At 61.5% G+C, this 25,023-nt stretch carries 27 protein-coding genes; 11 read left to right on the top strand and 16 right to left on the bottom strand.

The genetic code is table 11. The features are described from left to right. Nucleotides 1-7: 7 nt before the first annotated feature. Nucleotides 8-1,768, top strand: coding sequence for a 1-acyl-sn-glycerol-3-phosphate acyltransferase (locus DQG19_RS01920; RefSeq protein WP_116124529.1), 1,761 nt, complete (start codon nt 8-10; stop codon nt 1,766-1,768). Here DQG19_RS01920 and DQG19_RS01925 read toward each other — a convergent pair. Further along, nucleotides 1,729-2,400, bottom strand: coding sequence for a deoxynucleoside kinase (locus DQG19_RS01925; protein ID WP_116124530.1), 672 nt, complete (start codon nt 2,398-2,400; stop codon nt 1,729-1,731). The genes DQG19_RS01920 and DQG19_RS01925 overlap by 40 nt on opposite strands. A 15-nt stretch (nt 2,401-2,415) precedes the next feature. Between DQG19_RS01925 and folK the strand changes: the two genes are divergently transcribed. Next, a complete protein-coding gene (gene folK, locus DQG19_RS01930) occupies nt 2,416-2,862 on the top strand; it encodes a 2-amino-4-hydroxy-6-hydroxymethyldihydropteridine diphosphokinase (RefSeq protein ID WP_116124531.1) in 447 nt (148 codons plus the stop codon). Here folK and DQG19_RS01935 read toward each other — a convergent pair. After that, entirely contained in the window at nt 2,810-3,562 is a 753-nt protein-coding gene (locus DQG19_RS01935) for a DUF6503 family protein (protein WP_157974273.1), read from the bottom strand. The two genes, folK and DQG19_RS01935, sit on opposite strands and share 53 nt — an antisense overlap. A gap of 76 nt (nt 3,563-3,638) precedes the next feature. Between DQG19_RS01935 and DQG19_RS01940 the strand changes: the two genes are divergently transcribed. Together DQG19_RS01940 and DQG19_RS01945 are read left to right on the top strand one after the other, a co-directional pair. Continuing rightward, a complete protein-coding gene (locus DQG19_RS01940; protein ID WP_157974274.1) occupies nt 3,639-4,094 on the top strand; it encodes a nuclear transport factor 2 family protein in 456 nt (151 codons plus the stop codon). Continuing rightward, complete coding sequence (locus tag DQG19_RS01945) at nt 4,091-4,579, top strand: GNAT family N-acetyltransferase (RefSeq protein WP_157974275.1); 489 nt, start codon at nt 4,091-4,093, stop codon at nt 4,577-4,579. The genes DQG19_RS01940 and DQG19_RS01945 overlap by 4 nt, the downstream gene beginning before the upstream one ends. Here the strand turns inward: DQG19_RS01945 and DQG19_RS01950 are convergent. Next, the gene (locus tag DQG19_RS01950; protein ID WP_198661628.1) at nt 4,562-6,907 is read right to left on the bottom strand and encodes a PKD domain-containing protein; all 2,346 of its coding nucleotides are present in this window, start codon (nt 6,905-6,907) and stop codon (nt 4,562-4,564) included. The genes DQG19_RS01945 and DQG19_RS01950 overlap by 18 nt on opposite strands. A gap of 270 nt (nt 6,908-7,177) precedes the next feature. Between DQG19_RS01950 and DQG19_RS01955 the strand changes: the two genes are divergently transcribed. Genes DQG19_RS01955 through DQG19_RS01970 form a run of 4 tightly spaced genes read left to right on the top strand, consistent with a single transcriptional unit; the run spans nt 7,178 to nt 10,513 of the window. Further along, a complete protein-coding gene (locus DQG19_RS01955; protein WP_157974276.1) occupies nt 7,178-7,729 on the top strand; it encodes a Sua5/YciO/YrdC/YwlC family protein in 552 nt (183 codons plus the stop codon). Nucleotides 7,730-7,773: 44 nt separating this feature from the next. Then, on the top strand, nt 7,774-8,838 hold the full coding sequence (gene prfA / locus DQG19_RS01960) for a peptide chain release factor 1 (protein WP_116124537.1): 1,065 nt from the start codon (nt 7,774-7,776) through the stop codon (nt 8,836-8,838). Between the two features lie 2 nt (nt 8,839-8,840). After that, nucleotides 8,841-9,365, top strand: a complete 525-nt coding sequence (locus tag DQG19_RS01965; RefSeq protein ID WP_116124538.1) for a phosphoglycerate mutase family protein — start codon at nt 8,841-8,843, stop codon at nt 9,363-9,365. A gap of 2 nt (nt 9,366-9,367) precedes the next feature. Further along, nucleotides 9,368-10,513 carry a DUF819 family protein gene (locus DQG19_RS01970; protein WP_116124539.1) on the top strand — a complete coding sequence of 382 codons (1,146 nt, stop codon included), beginning with the start codon at nt 9,368-9,370 and terminating at the stop codon, nt 10,511-10,513. Here the strand turns inward: DQG19_RS01970 and DQG19_RS01975 are convergent. From DQG19_RS01975 to DQG19_RS02010, 8 genes are all read right to left on the bottom strand, one after another. Continuing rightward, complete coding sequence (locus tag DQG19_RS01975) at nt 10,430-11,680, bottom strand: AI-2E family transporter (protein ID WP_116124540.1); 1,251 nt, start codon at nt 11,678-11,680, stop codon at nt 10,430-10,432. The genes DQG19_RS01970 and DQG19_RS01975 overlap by 84 nt on opposite strands. Continuing rightward, on the bottom strand, nt 11,680-12,189 hold the full coding sequence (locus DQG19_RS01980) for a hypothetical protein (RefSeq protein ID WP_116124541.1): 510 nt from the start codon (nt 12,187-12,189) through the stop codon (nt 11,680-11,682). Before DQG19_RS01980 ends, DQG19_RS01975 begins: the two co-directional genes overlap by 1 nt. Before the next feature lie 65 nt (nt 12,190-12,254). Continuing rightward, entirely contained in the window at nt 12,255-12,764 is a 510-nt protein-coding gene (locus DQG19_RS01985) for a hypothetical protein (protein ID WP_116124542.1), read from the bottom strand. 23 nt (nt 12,765-12,787) lie between these two features. Then, complete coding sequence (locus tag DQG19_RS01990; protein ID WP_116124543.1) at nt 12,788-12,997, bottom strand: DUF2945 domain-containing protein; 210 nt, start codon at nt 12,995-12,997, stop codon at nt 12,788-12,790. Between the two features lie 96 nt (nt 12,998-13,093). Beyond that, nucleotides 13,094-13,558, bottom strand: coding sequence for a hypothetical protein (locus DQG19_RS01995; protein WP_157974277.1), 465 nt, complete (start codon nt 13,556-13,558; stop codon nt 13,094-13,096). A gap of 84 nt (nt 13,559-13,642) precedes the next feature. After that, a complete protein-coding gene (locus DQG19_RS02000; protein WP_116124545.1) occupies nt 13,643-14,599 on the bottom strand; it encodes a mechanosensitive ion channel family protein in 957 nt (318 codons plus the stop codon). A gap of 58 nt (nt 14,600-14,657) precedes the next feature. Further along, complete coding sequence (locus DQG19_RS02005; RefSeq protein ID WP_116124546.1) at nt 14,658-15,623, bottom strand: bifunctional heptose 7-phosphate kinase/heptose 1-phosphate adenyltransferase; 966 nt, start codon at nt 15,621-15,623, stop codon at nt 14,658-14,660. A 10-nt stretch (nt 15,624-15,633) separates the two neighbouring features. Further along, nucleotides 15,634-16,056, bottom strand: coding sequence for a nucleoside-diphosphate kinase (locus tag DQG19_RS02010; RefSeq protein ID WP_116124547.1), 423 nt, complete (start codon nt 16,054-16,056; stop codon nt 15,634-15,636). 90 nt (nt 16,057-16,146) lie between these two features. Between DQG19_RS02010 and DQG19_RS02015 the strand changes: the two genes are divergently transcribed. Together DQG19_RS02015 and DQG19_RS02020 are read left to right on the top strand one after the other, a co-directional pair. Then, complete coding sequence (locus DQG19_RS02015) at nt 16,147-17,178, top strand: DHH family phosphoesterase (RefSeq protein ID WP_116124548.1); 1,032 nt, start codon at nt 16,147-16,149, stop codon at nt 17,176-17,178. A gap of 3 nt (nt 17,179-17,181) precedes the next feature. Then, the gene (locus DQG19_RS02020) at nt 17,182-18,099 is read left to right on the top strand and encodes an FKBP-type peptidyl-prolyl cis-trans isomerase (RefSeq protein ID WP_116124549.1); all 918 of its coding nucleotides are present in this window, start codon (nt 17,182-17,184) and stop codon (nt 18,097-18,099) included. A 61-nt stretch (nt 18,100-18,160) separates the two neighbouring features. Here DQG19_RS02020 and DQG19_RS02025 read toward each other — a convergent pair whose 3' ends face one another. The 5 genes from DQG19_RS02025 to DQG19_RS02045 form a co-directional block, all read right to left on the bottom strand. Beyond that, complete coding sequence (locus DQG19_RS02025; RefSeq protein ID WP_116124550.1) at nt 18,161-18,943, bottom strand: enoyl-CoA hydratase/isomerase family protein; 783 nt, start codon at nt 18,941-18,943, stop codon at nt 18,161-18,163. 21 nt (nt 18,944-18,964) lie between these two features. Then, on the bottom strand, nt 18,965-19,498 hold the full coding sequence (gene ilvN / locus DQG19_RS02030; protein ID WP_116125166.1) for an acetolactate synthase small subunit: 534 nt from the start codon (nt 19,496-19,498) through the stop codon (nt 18,965-18,967). A gap of 26 nt (nt 19,499-19,524) precedes the next feature. Next, complete coding sequence (ilvB, locus tag DQG19_RS02035) at nt 19,525-21,297, bottom strand: biosynthetic-type acetolactate synthase large subunit (protein ID WP_232826418.1); 1,773 nt, start codon at nt 21,295-21,297, stop codon at nt 19,525-19,527. Between the two features lie 20 nt (nt 21,298-21,317). After that, nucleotides 21,318-23,000, bottom strand: coding sequence for a dihydroxy-acid dehydratase (gene ilvD, locus DQG19_RS02040; protein WP_116124552.1), 1,683 nt, complete (start codon nt 22,998-23,000; stop codon nt 21,318-21,320). A gap of 116 nt (nt 23,001-23,116) precedes the next feature. Then, the gene (locus DQG19_RS02045) at nt 23,117-23,791 is read right to left on the bottom strand and encodes a hypothetical protein (protein WP_116124553.1); all 675 of its coding nucleotides are present in this window, start codon (nt 23,789-23,791) and stop codon (nt 23,117-23,119) included. A gap of 152 nt (nt 23,792-23,943) precedes the next feature. On the opposite strand from DQG19_RS02045, the gene DQG19_RS02050 reads away from it, so the two are divergent. Next, nucleotides 23,944-25,023 carry a metallophosphoesterase gene (locus DQG19_RS02050; RefSeq protein WP_116124554.1) on the top strand — a complete coding sequence of 360 codons (1,080 nt, stop codon included), beginning with the start codon at nt 23,944-23,946 and terminating at the stop codon, nt 25,021-25,023.

The raw sequence follows: 25,023 nt of genomic DNA on the forward strand, positions 1-25,023 counted from the left end.
TGAGCAGATGTACCCCACACCGGACCCTACCCTTCCCCACCCCGCCCCGCCCTTCGAACGGGAGGGCAGCGCGTACGCGCACACCGAATCGGACATCGAGAAGTGGGAGATCTACAAGCTGAGCGAGGACCGGGCGAATTTCGTACGCCGGCTCGAAGCGGCCAGCGTGGACCGGATCAACCAGGAGCACGGGGACAACCTGACCGACGTGCTGAGCAAGACCATCTTCAGCGAGCAGGTACGTACCAAAACCGAACCCTGGAAGGTGGACCCGCCCCAGGAGCGCAGCTACTGGAAGCGTCTGGCCAAGTTGCTGGCCACCCACTCCATCGACGAGGACGAACCCGCCTCCGCCGAGGAAGCCGCCCAGTCGCTGCTGCAGCGTATCGTGCACCGGTACGCCGAGGAGATTGTGGGCACGTTCAAAATACCCACCTTCCGCTTCGCGCGGCGCTTCCTTACCTTCTTTTTCGGCCGCCTGCTTAATGCGGCCGGCGGGCGCACGTTCACCAGCCTCTTTTCCAAGAAGGTGCTGCTGCAGGAAAAGCTGCAGGTACGCGGCTACGTCGACCAGGTGCGGCAACTCAGCCGCAAGGGTACCGTGGTGTTGGTCCCCACCCACTTCAGTAACCTCGACAGCATCCTGATCGGCTACGCCCTGGACCAAGTGGCCGGACTCGAGGCGATGGCCTTCGGTGCGGGACTCAACCTGTACAACACCGGCTACACGGCCTACTTCATGAACCGCCTGGGTGCCTACCGCGTCGACCGGCGAAAGCGCAACCCGATCTACATGACCACCCTGAAGCTGATGAGTAAATTGCTCATCCAGCGGGGGGTGCCCTCACTCTTCTTCCCCGGGGGGACGCGTTCGCGATCCGGCGCGTTGGAAACCCACCTGAAGCTCGGTCTGCTGGGTACGGCCGTCGAGGCACAGCGGGCGCGCTACCAGCAGGGCCGCGACGAAAAGGTATTCATCGTGCCGGTCATCCTGAGCTACCCCTTCGTATTGGAGGCACAGTTCCTCATCGAGCAACACCTGCGCCGCGAGGGGCAGGACCGCTACATCAAGGCGAAGGACAGCTTCCATTCGCTGCGCAGTATCCTCAAATTCGTCTGGGGCGTCTTCAGCAAGGGCAACGAGATCACGATCAGCCTCGGCCAGCCCCTGGACGTGGTCGGCAACCGCGTAGAGGCCAACGGCAAGAGCTACGCACTAAGCGGACGCCACGTATCGACCCGGGAGTACTTCCGCGACCAGCACGGGGTTATCAACGAAGACCTGCAGCGGGAAAGCGAGTATACGCGGCTACTGGCCAACCGCATCGTCGAGCGCTACCATGCGGACGGTATCGTGCTTCCCAGCCACCTGATCAGCTACGCGGCCTTCGCCATGCTCGAGCGCAGCTTCCCGAAGGACGACCTGTATGCCCTCCTGCGGCTCCCCGCGGAAGACTTTTACTTCCGGAAGGATGCCCTCATCAAGGTAGTCGAGCAATTGCGGGACCAGCTGCTCAAATTGGAAAGCGAAGACCGCGCCAAGGTGAGTAACGAGCTTCGCGTGCCGGGAGCCGAGATCATCCGCCAGGGGATCGCCAGCATCGGTAATTACCATATCGACAAACCCCTGCGGTATGATGGCGACGGTCGGATCGTCAGCGACAATTTCTCCATGCTCCACTACTACCATAACCGGCTGTCTACCTACCGCCTGAAGCATAAGGTGACCTATCCCCCGCTGATGCTAGGCGACGAGCGGAAGGAGTGAAAATCGACGCGGTGCAGCCCCGGGCCGCGTGGTTCTGCAACGGCTTCCACCATACGGGCATACAGCCCTTCGTCCGTCGTGAAATCCAATTCGTCCAGTTCGAGCAGGACCACCGGAACGTCCCGCAAGGTGCGGAAGTAATCGAAGTACGTCGTCTGAACGCTGGTCAGGTATTCGTCGGTGATGCCGGTCTCGAAATCGCGTCCCCGCTTGGCGATGTTGGCCTGCAGGGCGGTCACGGGGCGATGGAGGTAGACGATCACGTCCGGCCGGGGAAAACCGCCGTCCATGACCCGGTAGATGCGGTTAAAGAGCCGGAATTCCGCTTCGTTCAGGCTATTCCGCGCGAAGAGCAGGGTCTTGATGAACAGGTAATCGGCTACGGTACCGCCGGTAAAGAGCTCCCGGCTGGAGAGCTCGCCGTGCAGTTGCTTGTGGCGCTCGGCCATGAAGAAAAGCTCGACGGGGAAGGCGTAGCGTTCCGGCTCCCGGTAAAACAGGGGAAGGAAGGGATTGTCGCTGAATTCTTCCAGGATCAGCCGGTGATTGAAGTCCCGGGCCAGCCGACGGGCCAGCGTGGTCTTGCCGGCGCCGATATTGCCTTCCACTACTACGAAGGGGGGTAACGTCATAACTACCTTTAGGGGGTGGCAAAACTAACTCTATCCACCGGATCTAACCGGGGCGACCGCGCAACCCTACTGAATCGCGCCGCCAACCTGCTGGAATCCCGTATCGGTCCCATCGTGTACCGTAGCCCCGTACGCGAAACCGCGGCGTGGGGCCTGCCAGACCAGGCGGACTTTCTCAACCAGATCCTCGTGATCGATACCCGCCGGCCCTGCCGGGGAAGCGAGCTTGTCCCCGAACTGCACCGCCTGCTCGACGTGACCCAGGCCATCGAGCTGGAATTGGGCCGGACCCGGGAAGTCCACTGGGGACCCCGGACCGTAGACATCGACCTGATCTTCGTCGACGACCTGCGCTACGAGGACGCTCGCCTCAGTCTCCCCCACCCCTGGTGGCGTCACCGCCTTTTCGTTACTGAATTACTGCCGGAGGATCCGCGATTTTTACCTCCGTATTCTCGATGAGGGAAAGCTCGGGCAGTTCACCGGCGGCGAAGCGGGCCGCGATCCGGTCGATGTCGCGGTCCGCTCCGTCAAGCCCGTAATTGACGTAGTCCTGCACCAGCACGCCGTCCACCCGGCGCTTGTTGATCGCTTTGCGGAACCGGATCCCGCCACCGTCGACCTCGAAGGTGTAGGCCAGGTAGTCCAGTTCGCCGGAATCCCGGTCGAAGAAGTAGTGGTAGACGTCGTCGTGATCGCGGCCTCCCCCCTCGGCGTCGAAGGTCACACGGATGCGGTCGTAGGTCTTCCCTTCCAATGCTACGGTATCCAGCACTTCGGTGTTGACGGCCGGGTCGTACAGCCCGTACGGCAGCATAAAGAAGTAGCGTACCGAATTGACCGACGAGGCGTAGGCAGCGCTGTCCTGGGCCGTAAGGGCCGGCGTCTCTCCCTCACGCATGCGGGTCAGCCCCTGGTTGGTCAGCAGGTCGGTCACCTCCCCGCCCAGGCTATCGACAAACCTGCGGCGGTAGGCAAACCGGCCGTTATCGTTCAGGACCTGGTAGTGACGGTCGCGAAAGGCGAAATCGATGGCTACGCTATCGAAGCGCTCCATCCCGTGGGCCCGCACGGCGCGGTCGATGATCGCCGCGGCCCCCGCGGGGGCGGGCGCTTCTGCCGGTTCGGCGGGCCCGCAGGTGCAGAGGAGAATCAGGAACAAGAGCCCCAGGAGGTTCCTGCTCCCCGGGCTACCGGGCGTCCGTTTACCTTTTGGGGTGTGCCGCGTTACTACGATCATGAGATACCTGTTTGTCATGCTCGCGGGATTTTGCCTTTGCACCTGCGGCACCGCCGAAGATACGCCACCTCCGGGGGACGCTCAGGACCGGGTGAGCGAGCGCGAACGCATCTTCAACGGCGCCTACGAAAACCTGGACGCCGCCGTCCTCGAGCGTTTGCTGGCGGCGGATTATGTCGTCGACTACCGTGGACGCGAGGCTAGCCGGAGTCGCGAGCAGTTCGTCGGTGAGCTCGGGCAACTGCGACTCGTCTTCCCGGGGCTCCACATCGAGATAGACAGCAGCCGCTTCACGGTGTATCGGGAACAGTACATCGTCCAGGGCATCCGCACCTTTCACTGGCGAGCCAACGATACCCCGGGCAGTTACCGCGAGCGCTTTACCAACCGCTGGACCTTCCGCGACGGACAATGGCTGCTGGCAAATACCATTCTGCAACCCCTCGACCAGTGACCGTCCGACTACTCCAGCCGCTACACCGCGAGTGGGCGGACGTCATCCGCCACCAGCGCTACCGGGGCTACCCGGCGGAGGAAGGTGCACTGCCCGAACGCGTGCTGATCAAGCAGTACCTGCTGGGGGCGGGCGACGATCCCCTGAGTTACCGCTATGGGGTGCCCTTCCTTGTCCTGGTGGAAGAACACGGCAAGATTGTCGGCAACGTCGGTGGCAAGGGGTGGCTACCGGACGAGGAAGAGGTTGAGGTCGGGTACCAGACCGCGCGGGACTACCGCGGCCGGGGAATCATGACGGCCGCCCTGAAAATTTTCCGCCGGAAGGCCGAGGCGGATGAAATTAGCCTCATCGCGCACATCGAGCAAACCAACGGTCCTAGCCGCCGCGTTCTGCAGAAGAGCGGTTTTTCCTATGATGCGATGGTACGCTTGCCGGACAGCCTGCTGCTGGAACGGTGGGGGTGGTCACCGGATCAGGACTAGCCCCCCCTTGAAGGCCTCGGGCTCGCCTTCGGCATTGGTGAAGGTTACGTCCCAGAGGTATCCCCCCGCCGGACTGTTGCTTCCCTGGTAGGTGCCGTCCCAGCCGGCAGTGAAATCGGTGGTTTCGAAAATCCGTTCCCCCCACCGGTTCCAGATCCGGAGAACGTAGTCCGTCGCGCCCGCCCAGACGCCCTTGGGTCGCCAGTCGTCATTGAGGCCGTCCCCGTTGGGAGTGAAGGCATTGGGGGCGTTAAAGGTATTCTTCAGGTAGAGGCGGATATCCTTCGTGATGGTATCCTGGCACCCGCTGGCGTGGGTCACGTATTGGGTGACGGAGAGCAGGGTGGTATCCCGCAGGCGGTAAGTAAAGTCGGGGCCGGGCGCGCTGAAGATGCCCTCTCCGGTATTGTCGGAAATGACGTACCGCTGGGACTGTGAGCCGATACTGCGGTCGAGGATATCGACGTCCGGAAAGAGGTTGGAGGGCTCCTCCGGAAAGAATTCGAAGTTGGCGACCGGAGCGTCGCGGACGTCGACGAGCCGCCGGAAGGTGCTGTCGACGAAGCATCCGAGCGGGGAGGTGATCGACAGGTATACGTCGTACAGGCCGGTATTCTCGTAAACGTGAGTAGGGTCACGATCCGCGGAGCTGCCGCCGTCGCCGAACCGCCACTCGAACTCGTAGGTATCGTCGATCGGGTTGGACAGGTTAACGAAGGTGTTCTCGAACGGCTGGCAGCCGAAGGCGTCGGTGGGCTCCAGAATGATGGTGCGCGGCGCCGGGTAGTATTCCACCTCCCGGACGGCCTCGTTCACGCAGCCGTTCTCGTCGGTGATCGTAAGACGTGCGTCGAAGGTGCCTGGGATCAGGTACTGATGGGTCGGGTTTCGCTGTCCGTTGCGGGGGGTGACGTCGCCGAAATCCCAGTCGTAGGAATCGATGCGTTGTCCCCCGTCGGTGGTTGACAGGTTGGAAAATACGATCGGTTCGGGGTCGCAGACCACCTTCGTAGTTTCGAATTCGGCGTCCAGATCGGGGAAAACCCCCAGCAAGAAGACGGCCGTGTCCTTGCAGTTGTTGGCGAAGGATTCCCGGTTCAGCAGCATCACGCCCTCGTATACCCCGATTTCGTTGATGTTGGTATTGAAGTCGCGGGAGTTGCCGGTGAGAAGTTCTCCGCCGGGTCCGATGAGCTCCCAGTCGTAGCTGGTGATCGAGCTGATGCGGGTACTCTCGTTGAAGATGGTATTGGGGCCGGGGCCGCACTGCCGGATGAAAAAACGGCCCTGCTCGTCCAGCTCGGTCTCCAGCAGGTCGGCTTCCACGGTGTTACCGCAGCGGCTCACGTTGAGCTGGAATTCACGTTTCGTTTCGCTGAGAAAAACGGGGTTGGGGCCGCGCGTCCACTCTTCCACGCAGACGCCGAGCACGTGGGTTCCCGGATAGATAGGTACGCCGGACAACTCCCCGGTCAGGGGGTCGATCGCCAGGGTACTGCCGATACCCAGCTGATCGTCTACGGAATAGGTGGGGCGCACCCAGGGCACGGAGGTATACGGATAGGGGCTTTCCTGCAACGGAACGATGTCGTCGAAGTAGGAAGCCGTCTGCTGCCGTTCGCCGGTTCCCGGGTCGGTGCCGCCGCCGAGTTTGGGGTCGCAGAACTTGTAGACCAGGCTGTCGCCCTCCGCGTCCGTAGCCCCGAGGTCGATACGAAATTGCTCGTTGATGCAGATGGCGATCGGGGGGTCAATGTTGAATTCCGGGCTGCTGTTGCAGCGTCCCTGCGCCTCGGGGGTAAGCTGGATAAAGTACGTCGCGCCGATCTGCCGCGGGTTGATCAGGTTACGGATGGACTCGTTGCGGCAGCAACGCTGGTATACGAAAGTGTACGTCTCGTCGGAAACGGGCAGTTCCTCGATGAAGGTGTAGATGCCGATCTCCTGGCAGATGGGCTCGTTGACCACCAGGCAGGGATTACCGAGGTTGATGGGTACGGGAGAGAAGTTCGACAGGGATATGATGCGCGTAGGATTGTAGTACCGGTCGCCGACGTATATACTGATGTGGCCCTCCGCGCTGGGCTCGTTGGGGGTTTGCCGCGGGTCGTTGCCGTCAAAGAGGGCACCTTCCCCGATGCAGTCGCGGTACATGTTGATGGTGATCCGGTAGCGAAGCACGCCCGTGGAGGGGTCGTTATTGCGGTACCCCAGGCATTCGTAGCGGAACTCCCCCCCCACGATATGGTCTGCCCGCAAGCCGGCCGGAAGCAGGCACAGCGCCAGCAAACAGGCGAAGAAGCGGCAGAGCGGGTGAAGGTGTGGCAAGGGCATTTATTTAACTGGCATACAATCTTAGGGACAAAATACAGTTTCCTTATCGGAACGTTTCTCCGCCATCGCCGCGGCGCATGTCGGGCAAACGTCGCCACGTGTTATTACTTGCCTCAGCCTTATGGTTGCGGCAAGATTGGTCCCAGAAACAGGTCATCGCTCATCGATAATTCACGCCTTTCGCTTCTTTTGGAGCAAAGGATTCACCAAGTTTAAATGAATCTGCGGACAACTTCTACCCCTACCCTATCCCATACCAGGCCAATGCGCGGCACCGCCGCGCTGGCCGCGCTCCGGGCCGGTGGCCTGCTGCTGCTTCCCACGGCCAACCTCTGGCAACTGACGGCCGACGCCACCCAGCATTCCGCCGTGGACGCCATGCTGCAAACCTGCCCGCCCACGCGGATCAACCGCCCGGAACTCATCTTCCCCGACCGCGCTACCCTCATGGCGTGGTTCCCCGACCTTCACCCCAAGCTCGATACCTTGCTCCTCTACCACGGCCGGGCGCTCACCGTGAGTCTTCCCGCCAGCCGGCGCGTCCCGCTCGGCCTGGTCGATGCACGTGACGAGGTGAATATTCGCCTGGCCATGGACAGCTTCTGCGTACAACTCACCGAGGACCTGGAGGGCCCGCTGGCTGCCTGCTTCGCGATGGGCCACGGACAGAAGATGCTGCCGACGCGCTTCGGACAGATTAATTCCGACGTTCTCTACCGGGCCGACCATACCGTTACCCGCCGGCAAAAAGACACCCTCGGCAGCCGCCCCGCCGTGCGCGTGCGCATGGACGGCGACGAACTGCAGTTCCTCTAGGCCCGCTGCCGTATCTTGGCCCGCCCCAGTTAACGGCGCGCCCTATGATCGACCAGCTCGAAGCTATTTATCACCGCTTTAAGGATCTCGAGGTCCAGCTATCCGACCCCGAAATTATCTCTGACCAGGAGCGTTTCACCCGCGTCAATAAGGAGTACGGCAAGCTGCGACCGCTGGCCGATACCTACCTGACGTACAAGGACCTGAGCGACAACCTCGCCAGTGCCGAGGCGATGCGCAAGGACCCCGACCCCGAGATGCGGGAGATGGCCCAGCTCGAGTACGAAGAACTGCGCGAGCGCAAGGAAGAACTGGACGAGCGCGTGAAGATCATGCTGATCCCCAAGGATCCGGAGGACGAGCGCGACATCATCATGGAGATCCGCAGCGGTACGGGCGGCGACGAGGCCGCGCTCTTTGCCGGTGACCTCTTCGACATGTACAAGCGCTACGTCGATACCATGGGCTGGAAGGTCGAGGTGATCGACGAGAACGAGGGGACGGCCGGCGGCTATTCCAAGGTCGTCTTTGAAGTTCACGGCGACGACGTTTACAGCAGCCTCAAGTTTGAGTCCGGCGTACACCGCGTGCAGCGGGTACCCAAAACGGAAAGCCAGGGACGCGTGCATACTTCCGCCGCCACCGTCGCCGTGCTGGCCAAGGTGGAGGAGTCGGACATCAACATCAACAAGGCCGACCTCAAGATCGATACTTTCCGCGCCTCCGGCGCCGGTGGTCAGCACGTCAATAAAACCGAATCGGCCATCCGCATCACCCACCTCCCCACGGGAATCGTGAGCGAGAGCCAGGACGGCCGCAGCCAGCACAAGAACAAGGAGATCGCCATGGCCCAGCTGTACCGCCGCATCAAGGATGCCCAGGATACGGCCGCGGCCAACGAACTGGCCAGCGCCCGCAAGTCGCTGGTCGGCAGCGGCGACCGCAGCGAAAAGATCCGTACCTACAACTACCCCCAGAACCGGGTGACGGACCACCGCATCAACCTCACCCTCCACAGCCTGGATAAGGTGATGGGCGGCAACCTCGAGCCCATCGTCGAAGGACTGCAGGTAGCCGAGAACTCCGAGAAAATGAAAGAAGGAATCTGATCATGCTGCGTGCCCTCCCCCTCCTGTTACTACTGACCCTGTTCTCTTCCGCCTGTAATTCCGCGGAAGGGAACACCCTAAACACCCCCGCCCGCGAAGGGGTAACGACCATCTACCTGGTCCGCCACGCGGAAAAGGGCGACGGTGAGGATCCGGACCTTACTTCCGAAGGCAGTGCCCGCGCCGCGCGCCTGGCCCAGCGGCTCTCCGGGACCGACCTGGCTGCCGTGTACACCACCGACACCAAACGCACCCACCAGACGGCCGACCCGACCGCGACCGCCCAAGGCCTTGAAACGTTCACCTACTCGCCCGATCGACTGGGAGAACTGGCCGATAACCTGCTCCGCGACCACGCCGGGGAAACGATCCTGGTGGTAGGCCACAGCAATACGACCCCCGCCTTGGCCAATCAACTGGCCGGCCAGGACACACAGAACGCCTTCGACGATTCCGACTACGGAAACATCCTGGTGGTTACGGTGCCCACGGAGGGCACGGCCCGTATCGAGAACCTCCGCTACTAGCGGTGGCCCTCGGCGACTGGCTCAGTCTGCTGCTGGCCTGCGGCTTCCCCCTGCTTGCCGTGACGGCCGACCGGCGGCGCTGGCTGCCCGCATGGAGCAGCAGTATCATCACTTGCTACGGGATTGGGATTCTGGTAAGCAACCTGCGGCTCTGGCCGGTAGATGGCGAGTTGATGGAGAGCGTTGCCGGCGGGAGCATGCTCGTCGGGCTACCCCTGCTGCTGTTTGCCGTACGCCTGCGCGACAGTTTCCGGCACGCCGGCAGCATGCTGCTTTCCTTCGGGCTTTGCTGCATCGCGGGGATTCTCTGCACCTGCGGCACCGCCCTTTACTTCGCCGATGCACTTCCCGATGGGTGGCAGGTCGCCGCCATGCTTACGGGACTCTACACCGGCGGTACGCCTAACGTGCAGGCTATCGGGGTCGCGCTGGAAGCCCCCGCCGACTACCTCGTCCTCATTCAGGCGGCCGACGTGCTGCTGGGCGGGACTTACTTGCTGGGGCTCGTTACGTTCCTGCCGGCGCTGTACGCCCGGATCTTCCCTCCCACGCCCTTCCCCCCGGGCGCGGACACGGGTGCGGCGGACGTGCCGGAACGCTCGGGCGCGGGCCGGCGTACGGTGCAGTTGCTGGCATCGCTGGCGGTTCTCGGGGGAAGTGTCCTGCTCTGCTGGCTGTTCACGGGCCGGTGGCTCGATCCGACGGTGGTCATCCTGCTACTGACGACCATCAGTTTGTTACTTACGCTTACGCCAATCGTTCCTCCGCTGGGGAACACCTATCCGCTGGGGGAGTATTTCGTGCTGATTTTCTGCGTGGCCCTGGGGCTGCTCGCAGACTTTCGGGAGTTGGCCTCCCACGGAATCGAACTGCTGTACTTTTCCGCCCTGGCACTTACCGGTACTACCCTGCTTCACCTGGTGCTGGCACGGCTGTTCCGCATCGACCGGGATACCGTGATCCTGAGTTCGGTCGCGGCCTTTTACGGCCCCGTCTTCGTCGTACAGGTAGCCGGCGCTCTCCGCAACCGCCACCTGCTCGCGGCGGGCATCGCCGTCAGTTTGCTAGGTTTCGGGATCGGCAACTACCTGGGTATCGGAGTGGCTTTTGCGCTTCGATGGCTTGGAGGTGGTGCGGCGGCGGGTTAGCAGGCTCAGGCTGCTCTTGCCGGAAAAGATATTCGACAGCCGGTAGCGTGGCTCATTGAAGTCGTCCAGAAATTTGCCCGATTCCTCGTACAGATCGTCGCTCAGGAGCAAGGCTACGGGACGCAGCGGCTCGATATGGGTCAGCACGATACGCACCATTGCAAGCAGGGGAATAGCCAGGATGACCCCAGCGATGCCCCAGAACACGCTGCCCAGCAGCACGACCATGATCGCGGCGAGCGCGTTGATCTTTACGCTGTTACCGAGCACTTTGGGCGTAATGAAGTTGCCCTCGATGAACTGGACGGTGATGTAAAGGAGGACGACCGCAACGGGCTGCCAGAAGGTTTCGGTGGTGGCGATGGCGAAGACGAATGGCAGCAGCCCCCCGATGACGGTCCCGATGTACGGGATCACCGCGAGGATCGCGGCGAGGAACCCCCACACCAGGTAGTAATCTATACCGATGGCGAACAGCCCCAGGCTGTTCAGGACACCCAGAATGAGCATAACGAGCCCCATTCCGCCCAGGTAGCTTTTCGCCACCTGCTGCACCTCGGTGAGGGTCTGCAGGCCCTCGGTCTGGTCGTCGCGCTGCAACTGTCCGAGGAGGAAGTTCTTGATGGGCGTACGGTAAAGCAGGAAAAAGAAGGTGTAGATCATCACCAGTCCGAAATTAGCCAAGAGGACACCGCTGGTCGAGAGTCCCGAGGACAGGATCCCGAAGGGCTGGTCGCTGACGCTGGTGATGGCCTGGTCGATGTATTCTTCCACGTCGGAGCCCGATAGCCCGAAGCGGCCACCGCCGTATTCGGCCCATTCGAATATGGTCTCCTGAAGACCGGAAAAGATATCGTCCGCTTCGGTCAGGATCTCCCGAACCTGGTTGATAAAGAAGACGAGCACCCCCAGCACCAGGAAGCCGGCGGAAAAGAGCGTCAGAATGACGGACAGGATGCGACTGGGCAGGTTGCATTCGAACCGGTGGCAGACCGGTTTCAGCATCAGGGAAAAGAAGAGCCCGTAGGTGATGGGTATAAAAAAAGAACTGCCTGCGTAGAGCGCGTAGAGCACAATACACAGACAGATCAGAAAGTGAGCCAGCCGCTCAAAACTCACCTGGGACGATGAGGAGGGCGGGCGGATCTTTTTGGTAGGTTTTGCCATTAATCTTCGGGTGCGCTGCCGCGCTTGTAGTACTGCATAAAGACGAAACCGATGATGATCACAAACACCAGCGTCTCCATAGCAACGAAGAAGCTATTCATCATAGCATCGCCGAAGGAGGTATTATCGTTCAAAAATTGCTCGAAGCCGAGGGTGGGCGAAATGGCGGAGAGCATGATGTTAAGCACCGCGATGAGGCCGGTGGCCCACATGCCGATACGGAACAACAGGCCGATCTCGGCCTTGAAAATTTCACCACCGCGGTAGATGGCTTCGGCGTACTGCTTGGTAGCGTACCAAACGACGGGAATGATAAGCAGATGCTTCGCGAACCGAATACTCATCGGCAGATCTCCGTATATCTGGTTGACGATCAGCAGGTATGCGCTGACGGCGGCGCCCAGGATCAGGCCGTACTTGCGGCCTTCCTTGTCAACGTCGAAGTTGAACGCGGCGGGCTTATCAAGGTGCGGTGGGTTCTCCTGCGTGGCGGGGCTGGTCTGAGCCATGGAAAGGTCAATGTTTGTGAGGTGCTAAGGTAAAGGAAATACGCTATTGAAGGGGTGCCCGGGCACTAGCCTTTCTCTTCGGTGTCGTAGTGCTCGTTGAATTCCTGGGGCACAGTCTTGTACCGGTCGGCGCGGTTCACCCACACCAATACCTTTTCGTGCTGCTTCTCGAGGAGGTCACGGGCGAAGTCGATTAGTTTGTCGTTGCCCAGGGCTTTTTCGTAGGCTACGCTGATCTCCTGCTCGTTTTCGTGCGACAGTTCGGCCAGGCTGACGATGTTCTGCGTCTGCAGGGCCTGATTCAGGTCCTTCTCCTTCTTCTTGAGGTGGGTTTCGCTGCTGCGCGAGGGCGTGTGGACGCCGCCGGCCATGTCGGAGAGAATCTCGTTCACCTGCTGCATCAGCTCGGTGTGGTATTCGGCCAGGGAGTTGAAGTACCCGCTGGCGACTTCGTCTTCTTCCTTTACCCCGGAAGAGATGTCCCGGTAGTAGCCGGCCGATTGCCGGTGCAGCATCGCGATCTCGTTGAGGGTCGCATCGGTACCCTCCGGACGAATCTCGTAGGGGGTTTTCATATCAGAATTGTTATCCATAAGTATTAGGCTTTTTCTACTTCCGACTCCAGTTTCAGGACCTTGTCCCCGTCGTCCTGCTGAATGAGCAGGGCTTTGTTGCCGGATTCGCCCTTGCGGGTAATCTTTTCTCCTTTGATGGTCTTGGTCACTTCTTCGGAGTAAGTCTCTTCCACCTTGCCGGTGGCCGTGCCGTTCCCCCATTTCCATTTGACGTTGCTTCCTTTGCGGATCATGCTATTGCTTTGGTTGGTGCTATAAAAAAGCCCGGTGGAGCGGTATAACCTGACTCCACCGGGCCGGTGTTGTTGCTTACGAACGGGCGTACCGGACTAGTCCAGATCGCCTTCGGGATCAAACGAACGCTCGATATTGTTCAGCAGGTCGTCGGACTCCCGGCGGAAGTCGCTCCAGCCCTGGTTCACGTCACCTTTGAAGTCACGCCATCCGGCTTCCCAGTTGTCACCAACGCGGTCCATGCGCTCGTCGATGTCGTTGCGGTAGCCTTCCAGTTCGTCCCATTCCTGCTGCATTTCGGCGCGGGCTTCGTCGCTTGCGCCTTCCATGTCACGTTCGAGTTCCGTCATGCGGGCATCGATGTTGGAGCGGGCGTCGCGGAATTCGCGGTCGAGTTCGTTGCTTTCTTCGCGCACTTCGGAGCCAACATTGGAGAGGGCGTTCTCGGTTTCGTTGCCAATCTCATCAGCTGCGTTGTCGGCGGGGCTGTTCTCAGCACAGCTATAAAACAGACCGCTGAAGGTCAACAGAAGAGCGAGGGATAAAATGCGAATTTTCATAATAAGAAACAGTTTAGTTATGCCAGGGAGCGTAGTGGCGGGTGTAGTGGTTTGTATTAACACTCCCATAACTAAAACAGCAGGTTACCCCGCATGTTCGTTCGCGTTCTCGCCGCTTTCCAGCCGGCCGCTGGCGCGGTCGGCCAGCATGGCGGACAGTTTCTCGCCGCCCTTGATGCCGAAGTCCAGCGTACGGATGGGGAACGGAATCATGATGTCGTTGTCGTCGTAGACCCGCTTGATGGCCATGATCGCCTCGCTTTGGGCGGACAGGTAGTCCGCCTGCCCCGTACCACTCTGGTCGAGCCAGAAGCGCAGGGTGTAGTTGATCGAGCTGTTGCCAAATTCGTTGAAGAACAGCTGCACGTCCTTGCTCGTATCGTAGGCTACGTTGTCCTTTATGGCCTGAATGGTGAGATCACGTACCTTGCTCAGGTCGTCGCCGTAACTCACCCCACACGACAGATCGACGCGGCGCATCTGGAGCTTGCTGTAGTTCTTGATGGGTTCCTGGACCACCGTCTTGTTAGGGATGATCACGTCCTGCCCCTGCAGGGTATGCAGGTGGGTATACCGCAGGTTCACGGCGGTGACCTTACCGAGGAAACCCGAAATTTCGACCAGGTCTCCCTCCCGGAAGATGGACTTGACGGAGAGCATGATCCCGCTGAAGAGGTTCAGTATTGGGTCCTGGAAGGCCAGGCCGATGGCCAGACCAACGACGCCGGCACCGGCAAGCAGACTGGTCACTACCCCCGTCAGCTGGAGTACGGAGAGGGTCAGGAACAGAAAGGCCATGACGAGCACGACCGTGAGGAAGGAACTGATCAGTCCGGCTACGGTGGAGTCCGGCACCATCCGGTAGCTCAGCTTGTTGAAGTACTTCTTGGCAAAGCGCGTAACGATCGCTCCGATGAAGATGACGATAATGGCGAGCAGGATGTTGGGCAGGTTCCGCAGGAGGGCCGCCCACCAGCTCTTTAGTTCTTCAAACAGGGGCTGAAAGTCGAGTTCGAGGCCAAAGATTTCAAATAGATACATATAGGAGAGGGGTATGCAATGCGTAATTGCCGGTATAACTCCGTGCGCTAAAACGTGTTCAGGCTCCGGCGGCCCAGGATGCCCGCAATTCTTCCACGTTTACGCTGACCACGCCGGGCAGCGCGATCACCTGGGCACCGGCCAGGTTGGCCAGGCGGGCCGACTCCGTCAGCGTGGCGCCGGCAACCAGGGCACAGGCAGCTACGCTGATCACCGTATCTCCGGCACCGCTCACGTCCGCGATCTTGCGGGCGGGCGTAGGATGAATGGCCGACGAGCGGCCGTCGTGGGTATACACGCCGTGCTCGGAGAGGGTGATCATCACCCGCCGGCATTCGAGCTGCGAAAAGATCAGGTCCGCGGCACGGTCAAGGTCCTCAAGTACGGGGCGTACCGTGAAGTCGCACTGCGCCTGGATCTCCCGCAGGTTGGGCTTGAACAGGCTGACTTGCCGGTACGACCAGAAGCCCCGTTCCTTGGGGTCGACGGCGGTCAGGATATCATTACGGTGGGCCGCGGCGAGGACATCCCCGACGACCTCCGGGGTCAGGACACCCTTGTTGTAATCCTGCAGGATAACCAGGTCGTAGGCCCCGGCATCGAGTTGCTCCGCAATACGGGCGGCCAGGTCCTTTCCGGCGGCGGGGCGCAGGTCTGCGGTGCTCTCGCGATCAACCCGCAGCAACTGCTGGTTTTGGGAGATGACACGGGTCTTGACCGTGGTCTGCCGCTCGGCATCGGGCCGGAGCAGGCGGGTATCGACGCCCCGGTCGCCCAAAAGCCGCGACAGTACGCCGGCTCCTTCGTCGCTTCCCACCGCACCCGCGACCGCGCAGTCGGCCCCCAGCGCGGCAACGTTGAGGGCCACGTTCGCTGCTCCGCCCGGGCGATCCTCCTGGCTGCGGTACCGCACGACGGGTACCGGCGCCTCGGGGCTGATACGGTCGACCGAGCCGTACAGGTAGCGGTCGATCATCACGTCACCGACCACCAGGACGCGCAGGGAGGAGAAGTCCGGGAACATGGTCGGCCGACTAGGCGAAGACCTCGGTGCCCGCGAAGTGGAAGCTGCCTTCGATGGCGGCGTTCTCGTCGCTGTCGCTGCCGTGTACGGCGTTCTCGCCGATGCTGCTGGCGTACTTGGCGCGGATGGTTCCGGCCTCGGCCTCGGCGGGGTTGGTAGCACCGATCAGCTTGCGGAAGTCAGCCACGGCGTTGTCTTTCTCCAGGATGGCCGCGACAATGGGTCCGCTGCTCATGAAGGTGACGAGCTCGTCGTAGAAGGGGCGTCCCTCGTGTACGGCGTAGAATTCCCCGGCCTTGGCGGCGCTGAGGCGGGTGTACTTCATGGCCACGATGCGAAAGCCGGCGGCGTTGATCTGTTCGAGGATCGCTCCGATGTGCCCGTTTTTGACGGCATCGGGCTTGATCATGGTGAAGGTACGGTTGGTAGCCATGGAGATATTTGTTGGGTGAGGGCGGCAAAAGTAGGAAGTTTTGGCCAGCCCACCATTTTTTCGGAACTTTGCGCGTCCTTTCCCACCCGTATGGACGAGCACCTCGACAATGCCCGACGCTTGCTGGCCGACCGCCAGGAGATCGTCATCTTCAGCCACCGCAACCCGGACGGCGACGCCGTTGGCTCCAGCCTGGGCCTGCAGCACTACCTGAAGGGACAGGGACACGGGTGTACCGTCGTCCTGCCCTCGGGCTATCCGGAGTTTCTGGCCTTTCTGCCGGAGGTGCAGTCGATCGTTATCTACGACGACACGCCCGAACGCGCCCGCGAGATCATCGACGGGGCAAGTCTCTTCTTCCTGCTGGACTTCAACTCCTTCGACCGCATCGACAAACTGGCCGAAGGCTTGACCGACGACCCGCGGCCCCGGATCATGATCGACCACCACCTGTACCCGGAAGACATCGCCAATCCGGCCTTCTGTGACCCCACGGCCAGCTCCACCTGCGAACTGGTCTACCGCTTTATCAGGGACCTCGGACACGAAGACCGGGTTACCAAAGCCTGTTCGGACAGCCTCTATACGGGCATCCTGACCGACACCGGCGGTTTTCGCTACAGCACCTCCCCGGCCCTGTTCCGCACCACCGCCGCTCTGCTGGACGCCGGTACCGACGCCTACAAGATCGCGGACCACGTCTGGAACAACCAGTCGGAGAAGCAGCTGCGGCTGCTGGGTCACTGCCTCGCGAATCGGATGGAACTGATTCCCGACTTCCGTACCGGCCTGATCTACCTGAACAAACAGGACTACGAGGACTTCGATATACAGCGTGGTGACACGGAAGGCATCGTCAACTACATCCTCCGGATGCCCCAGCTGATGATCGCCGCCTTCATTCACGAACAACCCACCATCGTCAAACTGAGCCTGCGCTCCAAGGGAACCATGGACGTACAGTCCCTGGCCAAGGAACATTTCCGGGGCGGCGGGCACCGCAACGCGGCCGGGGGGGCAAGCTTTGCCCCACTCGGCACCACGATCAACCGCTTCAAACGCCAGCTGCCGAAGTACGCAGCGGAAATTGAGGCGGCTTACTTAGAATTTAACAACCAATAATTTATGCTAACCAGAATGTTGCTCCTCTTCGTGGGCCTAACCCTGTTCGCCGCCTGTGAAGATTCGGACAAGGAGGGGATGCTTACTACCGACCTCGGTACCCGCTACAGCTACGTCACTACCAACGACGACGGGCAACTCGCCAACCCCGGCGAGTACATCTACTTCCAGGCCCAGGTAAAGAATGAGGCCGACAGCGTATTCATTGATACCCGCGACAATCCCGGCGACCAGCCTGTACTGCAGGCCCTGTCCGACAGCCTCATCAACGAAGAAACCTCCCCGGTACAGGACGTGCTCAGCAAGCTCCGCGTGGGCGAGCGGGCCGTGATCCGCGCCGACATCAGCCAGTTCCCTCCCCAGGCCAAGCCTCCCGGGATGCAGCAGGATTCGGTCATGCTTTACGACATCGAAGTTACCGAAATCGTCAGCCAGGACGAGTTCACCGCCCGCCAGGACGCCATGCGTGCCGAGGCCGAGGCAGCCGCGGAAACCGTCCGTGCCCGTGAGCCCGAAGTTCGGGCTATGACCGACCAAATCTACGAGGATTACAAGGCCGGCCGGCTGGACGATCAACTGCAATCCACCGAGAGTGGCATCCGGTACATCATCCACGAAGAAGGAGACGGTCCCCAGGCCGAAGCCGGTCGCGGTGTGGTGGTGCAGTACCTCGGTCGCCTCACGTCAAACGGCGAGATCTTCGACCAGAGCTTCGAGCGCGGACAGGGTATTCCTTTCCAGCTCGGCACCGGTCGCGTGATTCCGGGTTGGGACGAGGGCATCGCCCAGCTGCAGCAGGGCGATCACGCCACGCTGATCATTCCCTCCGAGCTTGGCTACGGTGCCCAGGGTGCCGGCAATGGCAGCATTCCGCCCGATAGCGAGCTTATGTTCTACGTAGAACTGGAAGAGGTCCAGTAAACCGGTACCCCCCAATTCAAACGGCGGCGTTTCTCACATGAGGGACGCCGCCGTTCTCATTTTATTCTCCCTTGAAGTTGGGGATCCGCTTCTCGACGAAGGCACTCGCCCCCTCTTCGAAGTCGGACGTACGCGTGGTAGCCCCGAAGGCCTCCGCCTCCGTTCCGTAGCCCGCGGGATTGGAATAGTAGGCATTGATGGCGCGGATCGACTGCTGTACGGCTACCGGCCCCTTCGTGCCGATGAGGGTAAGAAGATCGATCGCCTTCTGCGCCGCCTCTTTCCGGGGCAGCACGTAGTTGACCAGCCCCAGTCGGTGGGCCTCCTCCGCGTCGATGCGGTTGCCCGTCAGGATCAGCTCGGTGGCCTTGCCCTTACCGATATACTGGTTGAGGCGCTGGGTACCGCCGTAGCCGGGAATGATTCCCAGGTTGACCTCCGGCTGGCCGAAGCTGGCGTTTTCCGTCGCAATGCGCAGGTGGCAGGCCATGGCAAGCTCGCAGCCGCCACCGAGGGCAAAACCGTTGACGAGGGCTACGACCGGACGGTGAAAGTTTTCGATGCGGGCAAAGACCTCCTGCCCCCGGTGGGCCATCGCCTGTCCGTTGCCGTCGCGGGCCACCTCCATGAATTCCTTGATGTCGGCTCCGGCCACGAAAGCGCGGTCACCGGATCCGGTAAGGATCACGCCGTGGATGTTGGTACGGTCGCGGTAGTCCGTCCCGAAAAACTGATTAAGTTCGTGGAGGGTCTGGGCGTTTAGGGCGTTTAGGGCCTTGGGTCGGTCGATGGTGAGGTGCACGATGCGGTCGTGCTCTTCGACGCGTAGGTTTTGGTAGCTCATGGGGTCAATATAGCGCCCCGGTCAGTTTTTCACCGTGGCGTTGATTTCCTGCAGGTAGCTGTTGAGCCGTTCCATGGGCTTGACGACCGCCACCCGACCCGAGCGGACGAATTCGTACAGCCCGACCTGCCGCAGCTCGGTGAGCAGCGCTTCGGTTTCGTACTCGTGACCGGTCTTCTCGATGACCACGTACTCGCGCTCGATCAGCAGTACCCGGGCGTTGTGGCGGCGGATCAGCATCTCCACCTGGTTGCCGTCGTTGAAAACGTGGATGGGCACCTTATAGAGGGCGATCTCCTGGTAGACGATGTCCTTATCTTCGTAGTAGAAAGCTTTAAGGACGTCCACCTGTTTGTCTAGCTGCGCCACCAGTTTGATGACCATCTCCTCGGTGACCTCCACCACGATGGTAAAGCGGTGAATCGACTCGTCGCTGCTGGCGCTGGTGGTGAGGCTGCTGATGTTGAGGTTGCGGCGGTTGAAGATGCCCACGACCCGCGAGAGCAGGCCGGTCTGGTCCTCGGTGAACACCGTGATGGTGAAGGAGCGCTTCATGGAGGTGGATTTGGGAGACAGGGACACTAGGCGTTGGGGATGAGGTCTTCGGGGCCAAGAATGACTTCGCTTACCGACTTGCCGCTGGGGACCATCGGGAACACGTTATCTTCCTTCACGGTGTGCAGGTGCAGGAGGTAGGGGCCATCGTGGGCGAGCATTTCGGACACGGCTTCGACCACCTGCTCGGGGTCACGTACCGACCGGCCGGCTACCCCGAATCCGCGGGCGATGGTGACGAAGTCCGGGTTGACCAGTTCCACCGAGCTGTAGCGCCGCTTGTGGAACAGTTCCTGCCACTGCCGGACCATGCCGAGGTAGTTGTTGTCCAGCAGCACGATCTTGACGCCGACGTTCCACTGGGCGCAGAGCCCGAGTTCCTGCAGCGTCATCTGGAAACCACCGTCGCCGATGAAGGCGACCACCTGTCGCGAGGGGTCGGCGTACTTGGCCCCGAAGGCGGCGGGCAGCCCGTAGCCCATGGTGCCGGCACCGCCGGAGCTTACCCACTGGTCGTGACCCTTGTATTCGTAGTAGCGGGCGGCCATCATCTGGTGCTGCCCCACGTCGGTGGCAACGATGGCGCGGCCGTCGGTCTGCCGGCTCACTTCCCGGATCACCTGCCCCATGCGGATCTGCCCGTCCTCGGTGGGCGTGATGGCCACGTCGATTACCCGCTCCTGCTCGATGCGGGCACATTCTTCGAAGCGACCCACCCATTCCGAGTACGTATTAGCCTCCACCAGCGGGAGTAGTTCCTCGAGCACTTCGCGGGCGTCGCCGAGGATGGGGGCCGCCGCGCGGACATTCTTGTTCAGCTCGGCGGGATCGACCTCGATGTGGACCACGCGGGCGTCGGGCAGGTACTTGTCCAGGCGGCCCGTGACGCGGTCGTCGAAGCGCATACCGATGGCGACGATCACGTCGGCCTCGTTTTGCAGCAGGTTGGGGCCGTAGTTGCCGTGCATCCCCAGCATGCCCGTAAATAGGGGGTGGTCGTTGGGGATCGTCGACAGGCCGTGACACGTCACCCCGACGGGGATCCCCGTATGCTCGACGAAGCGGCGGAAGATGTCCTGGGCGTGGGCGATGTGTATGCCGTGACCGGCGAGGATCATCGGGCGCTCGGCGGCATTGATCAGGTCGGCGGCGGCCTGTAACTGCCGTTTTTTCGGGACGTTGTGGGGTACGTAGCTGCGGATCAGCAGTTGCTCGGGGTAGGCGAAGTCGACCATGGCCAGCTGCGCATCCTTGGTAATATCGACCACCACGGGCCCGGGCCGACCGCTGTTGGCGATGAAGAATGCTTTCTTGAGAACCCACCCGATCTCTTCCGGACGGGTGATCTGGTAGTTCCACTTCGTGACGGGAATCGTGCTGTTCACCACGTCCACTTCCTGGAAGGCGTCGCTCCCGAGCAGGGAGCTCGGCACCTGACCGGTGATGGCCACAATGGGGAGGCTATCGAGCTGCGCGTCGCAGAGCCCGGTGATGAGGTTAGTCGCTCCGGGGCCGGAGGTAGCCATGCACACGCCGGTCCGGCGCTTGATGCGGGCGTAGCCTTCGGCGGCGTGGATGGCACCCTGTTCGTGGCGGGGCAGGATATGGGTAATCTGCCCTTCGTAGTCGATCAGGGCGTCGTACACCGGCATGATGGCCCCGCCGGGATAGCCGAAGATGGTATCGACGCCCTCGTTCACCAGGCACTGCAGCAGGGCGTGGGCCCCGCTCATGCGGGTGGTAGCGGTAGTGCCGTTGGACGGGGCGGGGGAAGTGAGGGAGGTGGCCATTCGGGACATGGGGAACTAAGTTTACGTGGCTAGCGGTCGGTGACGCAGCCTTCTGATGCACTACTGACCAGGGCGATGTACTTCCTGAGTACACCCGAGGTCGCTTTTTCGGGGGGCGCCTGCCAGGTTGCCCGCCGCTGGCGGAGGATTTCTTCGTCGACCTCCAGGTTGAGGACGTTATTATCGGCGTCAATGTTGATGATGTCGCCATCTTCGACAAGGGCAAGCAGGCCGCCGACCTGGGCTTCCGGGCTGATGTGGCCCACGACGAAGCCGTGTGTACCGCCGCTGAAGCGGCCGTCGGTGATCAGGGCTACCTTCTTGCCCAGCCCCTGGCCCATGATCTCGCTGGTGGGTTTTAGCATCTCGGGCATTCCCGGTCCGCCCTTGGGGCCGCAGTAGCGGATCACCACCACGTCTCCTTCCTTGATCTCGCGGTTGCGGATCGCCGTGTTAGCCTCGGCTTCCGAATCGAAGACGCGGGCCGGGCCCATGAAGTGGGTGCCCTCCTTACCGGTGATCTTGGCCACGCTGCCCTCGGCCGCGAGGTTACCGTACAGGATCTGCAGGTGGCCGGTAGGCTTGACGGGTGCATCAAAGGGCTGAATGATTTGCTGGCCTTCGGTGAGGCTTTCCACCTCGATGAGGTTTTCGGCCAAGGTCTTGCCGGTCACGGTGAGGCAGTCGCCGTGGAGCATATCGCGCAGCAGCAACTCCTTCATCACGGCCGGTACGCCGCCGGCGTAGTACAGATCTTCCATCACGTACTTGCCGCTGGGTTTCAGGTCGGCGAGCAACGGGGTACGATCGCTGATCCGCTGGAAATCGTCAATGGTGATGTCCACGCTGGCGCTGCGGGCCATGGCGACCAGGTGCAGCACGGCGTTGGTGCTTCCGCCCAGGACGGTGAGGGTGACGATGGCATTCTCGAAAGCCTTGCGCGTCAGGATGTCGAGCGGCTTGATGTCGTGGCGCAGCAGGTGCAGCATGTGCTGCCCTACCCGCGCGGTGTCGGCCCGCTTGTCGGGGTGGTTGGCGGGGATGCTGCTGTTGTACGGCAGGGCCATACCCATGGCCTCGATGGCCGTCGCCATGGTGTTGGCAGTGTACATGCCCCCGCAGGCGCCGGAGCCGGGGCAGGCGTGGCGGATAACGCCGGCGTACTGTTCCTGGTCCACTTCGCCCGTACGGTACTTGCCAAGCACTTCGAAGGCGGACACTACGTCAAGCTTCTCCTCCTTGTAACAGCCGGGGCTGATCGTGCCTCCGTAGACCAGGATGGCCGGCCGGTTGAGACGGGCCAGGGCAATCATGGCGCCGGGCATGTTCTTGTCGCAGCCCACTACGGTTACGAGACCGTCGTACCACTGGGCACCGGCCACCGTTTCGATGCTGTCGGCGATCACGTCGCGGCTCGGGAGGCTGTAGCGCATGCCCGCCGTACCCATGCTCATCCCGTCGCTCACTCCGATGGTGTGGTAGATCAGGCCGAGCAGTTCGGATTCCTCGTTGACCCCCGCCTTGACCTCGCGGGCCAGGTCGTTGAGGTGCATGTTACAGGGATTACCTTCCCAGCCGGTGCTGACGATGCCCACCTGGGCCTTGTCCATATCGGCGTCGGTCAAGCCGATGCCGTACAGCATGGCGCGGGCGGCGGGCTGCTCGGGGTTATTGGTAACGTTACGGCTGTACTGGTTCAGTGGTTGGATCATATCTGGGCGTGTCGTTAGGCCGCCGCCCGGCTGTGCGGGCGACGCGCCGTAAGGTACACTAGGCGGTAGCGGTCACGAAAACCGCAGATTAGGGAATCTACGACGTCCGGCCGGGACTAGTAGCGGCGCTTGTCGAAGCGGAAGGTAGCCTGGAGCCCTACCTGATAAGTGGTGAGGCGGGTCTCGATTGAGCCGGGCGAAACGCCGTTATCGTCGGTAAAGGTGACGTCACCGTTGAAGTCGCCGAAGTGGTGGCGGAGGGAAAGCAGGGGGGTCAGGGTGACAAGATTGCTCAAACCGAAATCTATTCCTACACCGGCACCGAGGCTGAAGGTGGTGGACGGAGACGATTCCACCTGGAGAGACAGGCCAGGCAGCGAATGCCGGGCCACGCCCGGAGCGAGCTGGATAAAGAACCCTTTATCGAGGCGGGGCCCCTGCTTGCCGAAGGTCGGGCAGTCGCAGTCGGTGGCCAGGTCGAATACGTAAACGTTGGTCTTGAACTGAAAGCCGTACTCCCGCCAGCGGGGCCCGTCGGCGGTCGTCTGGGCGTAGTAGACCGTAGGCAGGAATTCCACCCGGTTCTTCGGCAGGCGAAACCAGTAGTTCAGGGCCACTTCCGCGCCGCTGCCGTAGGGTATCGGATATTCCTCCCGGGCACCGTTATCCAGCGAGACCGTGGCATCGTTGGAATTGTAGAAGGTGGAAATCCCCACCTGGGCACCCAGGGACGGAGCCAGGAACAGGGCCGGCAGGAAGATCAGCAGGGTACGACGGAAGGACGTTATCATTCCATGCCAACGCGCGGAGGGCCATAAGGATTGCCCGGCCTCAAGAATAGTCGCCGCACCCGCGCTGCGGCGTCTTAGGCTGCCGTTAACGTCCTGCTGACAACCGGCGTGACGCCTTTCTGGTTAACTTTGACGTAACACAACCCTTACGTTTGCTTACCCTCCTGTTTTCCACCCTGCTGACCATCGGCAGCGATACCCTCCCGCCGGACGGCCCCTACCTCTTTTACGGGGCCGGTGATACGGTGGTAGCCCGCTGGGCGGATACCGGAGCCGGAACGGCCGGCTCCGTGGTCTTCCAGGGTGCAGAAACCACCGGCCTTCCCGTCTTTGCCACCTTCGAGCCGGGGCGTGTAGACCCGCAACGGTCTTTCGATCGCCGAACCATGCGGACCTACGAGAACGTATCGCATATCGCGGCGCTGAGCGACGTACACGGACAGTTCGAGACCACGCGCAAGCTGCTGGAAACCAATGGCATTATCGATGCCGATATGCAGTGGACATTCGGCACCGGGCACCTCGTCATCGTCGGCGACGTATTCGACCGTGGCGACCAGGTCACGGAAATATTGTGGCTGATCCACAATCTGGAAGCCGAGGCCGAAGCCGCCGGCGGACGGGTGCATTTCTTGCTGGGCAACCACGAAACCATGGTGCTCGAGGGTGACGAGCGCTACCTCAACCCGCGTTACCGCACCACCAGCGGCCTCCTCGGCGAGTTTTACGGCGATCTGTACGGGCCCGATACCTACCTCGGTCGATGGCTGCGCAGCCTGCCGCTGGCGGTCAACATCGACGGTGTGGTGTTCGTCCACGGCGGCATCAGCCGGGCCATGGCCCGCGAGGTCGGTAGCCTCGACCGCATGAACGAGCTCTACCACGATTACCTGATCGACGCGGACGACATTCGCGACGTCAAGCGGGACCACTCCCGCCTCAGCATGCTGCACGGCTCCGGCGGCCCGCTCTGGTACCGCGGCTACTTTAGCAAGGCCAATTTCGACGCCCACGACCTCAACTACGTGTTGCGCAAACTTGACGCCGAGCGCATCGTCGTGGGTCACACCTCCTTTACCGCCGTACAGGGGTTTTACGATAACCGACTGATCGCCGTGGATTCCAGCATAAAGTTCGGCAGTGTCGGCGAACTCCTGCTCATCGAAAACGGTGCGTACTTTAGGGGCACCATCGACGGCCGTCGCCTGCCGCTCGTGGCGACCAAAAAGTGA

The organism is Lewinella sp. IMCC34183 (genome assembly GCF_003390915.1).
Classification (GTDB): Bacteria; Bacteroidota; Bacteroidia; order Chitinophagales; family Saprospiraceae; genus Neolewinella.

What these genes read in the sequence shown, in the direction of transcription:
- DQG19_RS02005 (WP_116124546.1), bottom strand. Translation starts at nt 15,623, where the DNA reads ATGTTCCCGGACTTCTCCTCCCTGCGCGTCCTGGTGGTCGGTGACGTG.
- DQG19_RS02010 (WP_116124547.1), bottom strand. Translation starts at nt 16,056, where the DNA reads ATGGCTACCAACCGTACCTTCACCATGATCAAGCCCGATGCCGTCAAA.
- DQG19_RS01980 (WP_116124541.1), bottom strand. Translation starts at nt 12,189, where the DNA reads ATGGCTCAGACCAGCCCCGCCACGCAGGAGAACCCACCGCACCTTGAT.
- DQG19_RS01995 (WP_157974277.1), bottom strand. Translation starts at nt 13,558, where the DNA reads ATGAAAATTCGCATTTTATCCCTCGCTCTTCTGTTGACCTTCAGCGGT.
- DQG19_RS02020 (WP_116124549.1), top strand. Translation starts at nt 17,182, where the DNA reads ATGCTAACCAGAATGTTGCTCCTCTTCGTGGGCCTAACCCTGTTCGCC.
- DQG19_RS02000 (WP_116124545.1), bottom strand. Translation starts at nt 14,599, where the DNA reads ATGTATCTATTTGAAATCTTTGGCCTCGAACTCGACTTTCAGCCCCTG.
- DQG19_RS01965 (WP_116124538.1), top strand. Translation starts at nt 8,841, where the DNA reads ATGCTGCGTGCCCTCCCCCTCCTGTTACTACTGACCCTGTTCTCTTCC.
- DQG19_RS01955 (WP_157974276.1), top strand. Translation starts at nt 7,178, where the DNA reads ATGCGCGGCACCGCCGCGCTGGCCGCGCTCCGGGCCGGTGGCCTGCTG.
- ilvB (WP_232826418.1), bottom strand. Translation starts at nt 21,297, where the DNA reads ATGTCCCGAATGGCCACCTCCCTCACTTCCCCCGCCCCGTCCAACGGC.
- ilvD (WP_116124552.1), bottom strand. Translation starts at nt 23,000, where the DNA reads ATGATCCAACCACTGAACCAGTACAGCCGTAACGTTACCAATAACCCC.
- DQG19_RS01925 (WP_116124530.1), bottom strand. Translation starts at nt 2,400, where the DNA reads ATGACGTTACCCCCCTTCGTAGTAGTGGAAGGCAATATCGGCGCCGGC.
- DQG19_RS01990 (WP_116124543.1), bottom strand. Translation starts at nt 12,997, where the DNA reads ATGATCCGCAAAGGAAGCAACGTCAAATGGAAATGGGGGAACGGCACG.
- DQG19_RS02015 (WP_116124548.1), top strand. Translation starts at nt 16,147, where the DNA reads ATGGACGAGCACCTCGACAATGCCCGACGCTTGCTGGCCGACCGCCAG.
- DQG19_RS01920 (WP_116124529.1), top strand. Translation starts at nt 8, where the DNA reads ATGTACCCCACACCGGACCCTACCCTTCCCCACCCCGCCCCGCCCTTC.
- DQG19_RS01985 (WP_116124542.1), bottom strand. Translation starts at nt 12,764, where the DNA reads ATGAAAACCCCCTACGAGATTCGTCCGGAGGGTACCGATGCGACCCTC.
- DQG19_RS02025 (WP_116124550.1), bottom strand. Translation starts at nt 18,943, where the DNA reads ATGAGCTACCAAAACCTACGCGTCGAAGAGCACGACCGCATCGTGCAC.
- ilvN (WP_116125166.1), bottom strand. Translation starts at nt 19,498, where the DNA reads ATGAAGCGCTCCTTCACCATCACGGTGTTCACCGAGGACCAGACCGGC.
- DQG19_RS02045 (WP_116124553.1), bottom strand. Translation starts at nt 23,791, where the DNA reads ATGATAACGTCCTTCCGTCGTACCCTGCTGATCTTCCTGCCGGCCCTG.
- DQG19_RS01975 (WP_116124540.1), bottom strand. Translation starts at nt 11,680, where the DNA reads ATGGCAAAACCTACCAAAAAGATCCGCCCGCCCTCCTCATCGTCCCAG.
- DQG19_RS01940 (WP_157974274.1), top strand. Translation starts at nt 3,639, where the DNA reads ATGAGATACCTGTTTGTCATGCTCGCGGGATTTTGCCTTTGCACCTGC.
- prfA (WP_116124537.1), top strand. Translation starts at nt 7,774, where the DNA reads ATGATCGACCAGCTCGAAGCTATTTATCACCGCTTTAAGGATCTCGAG.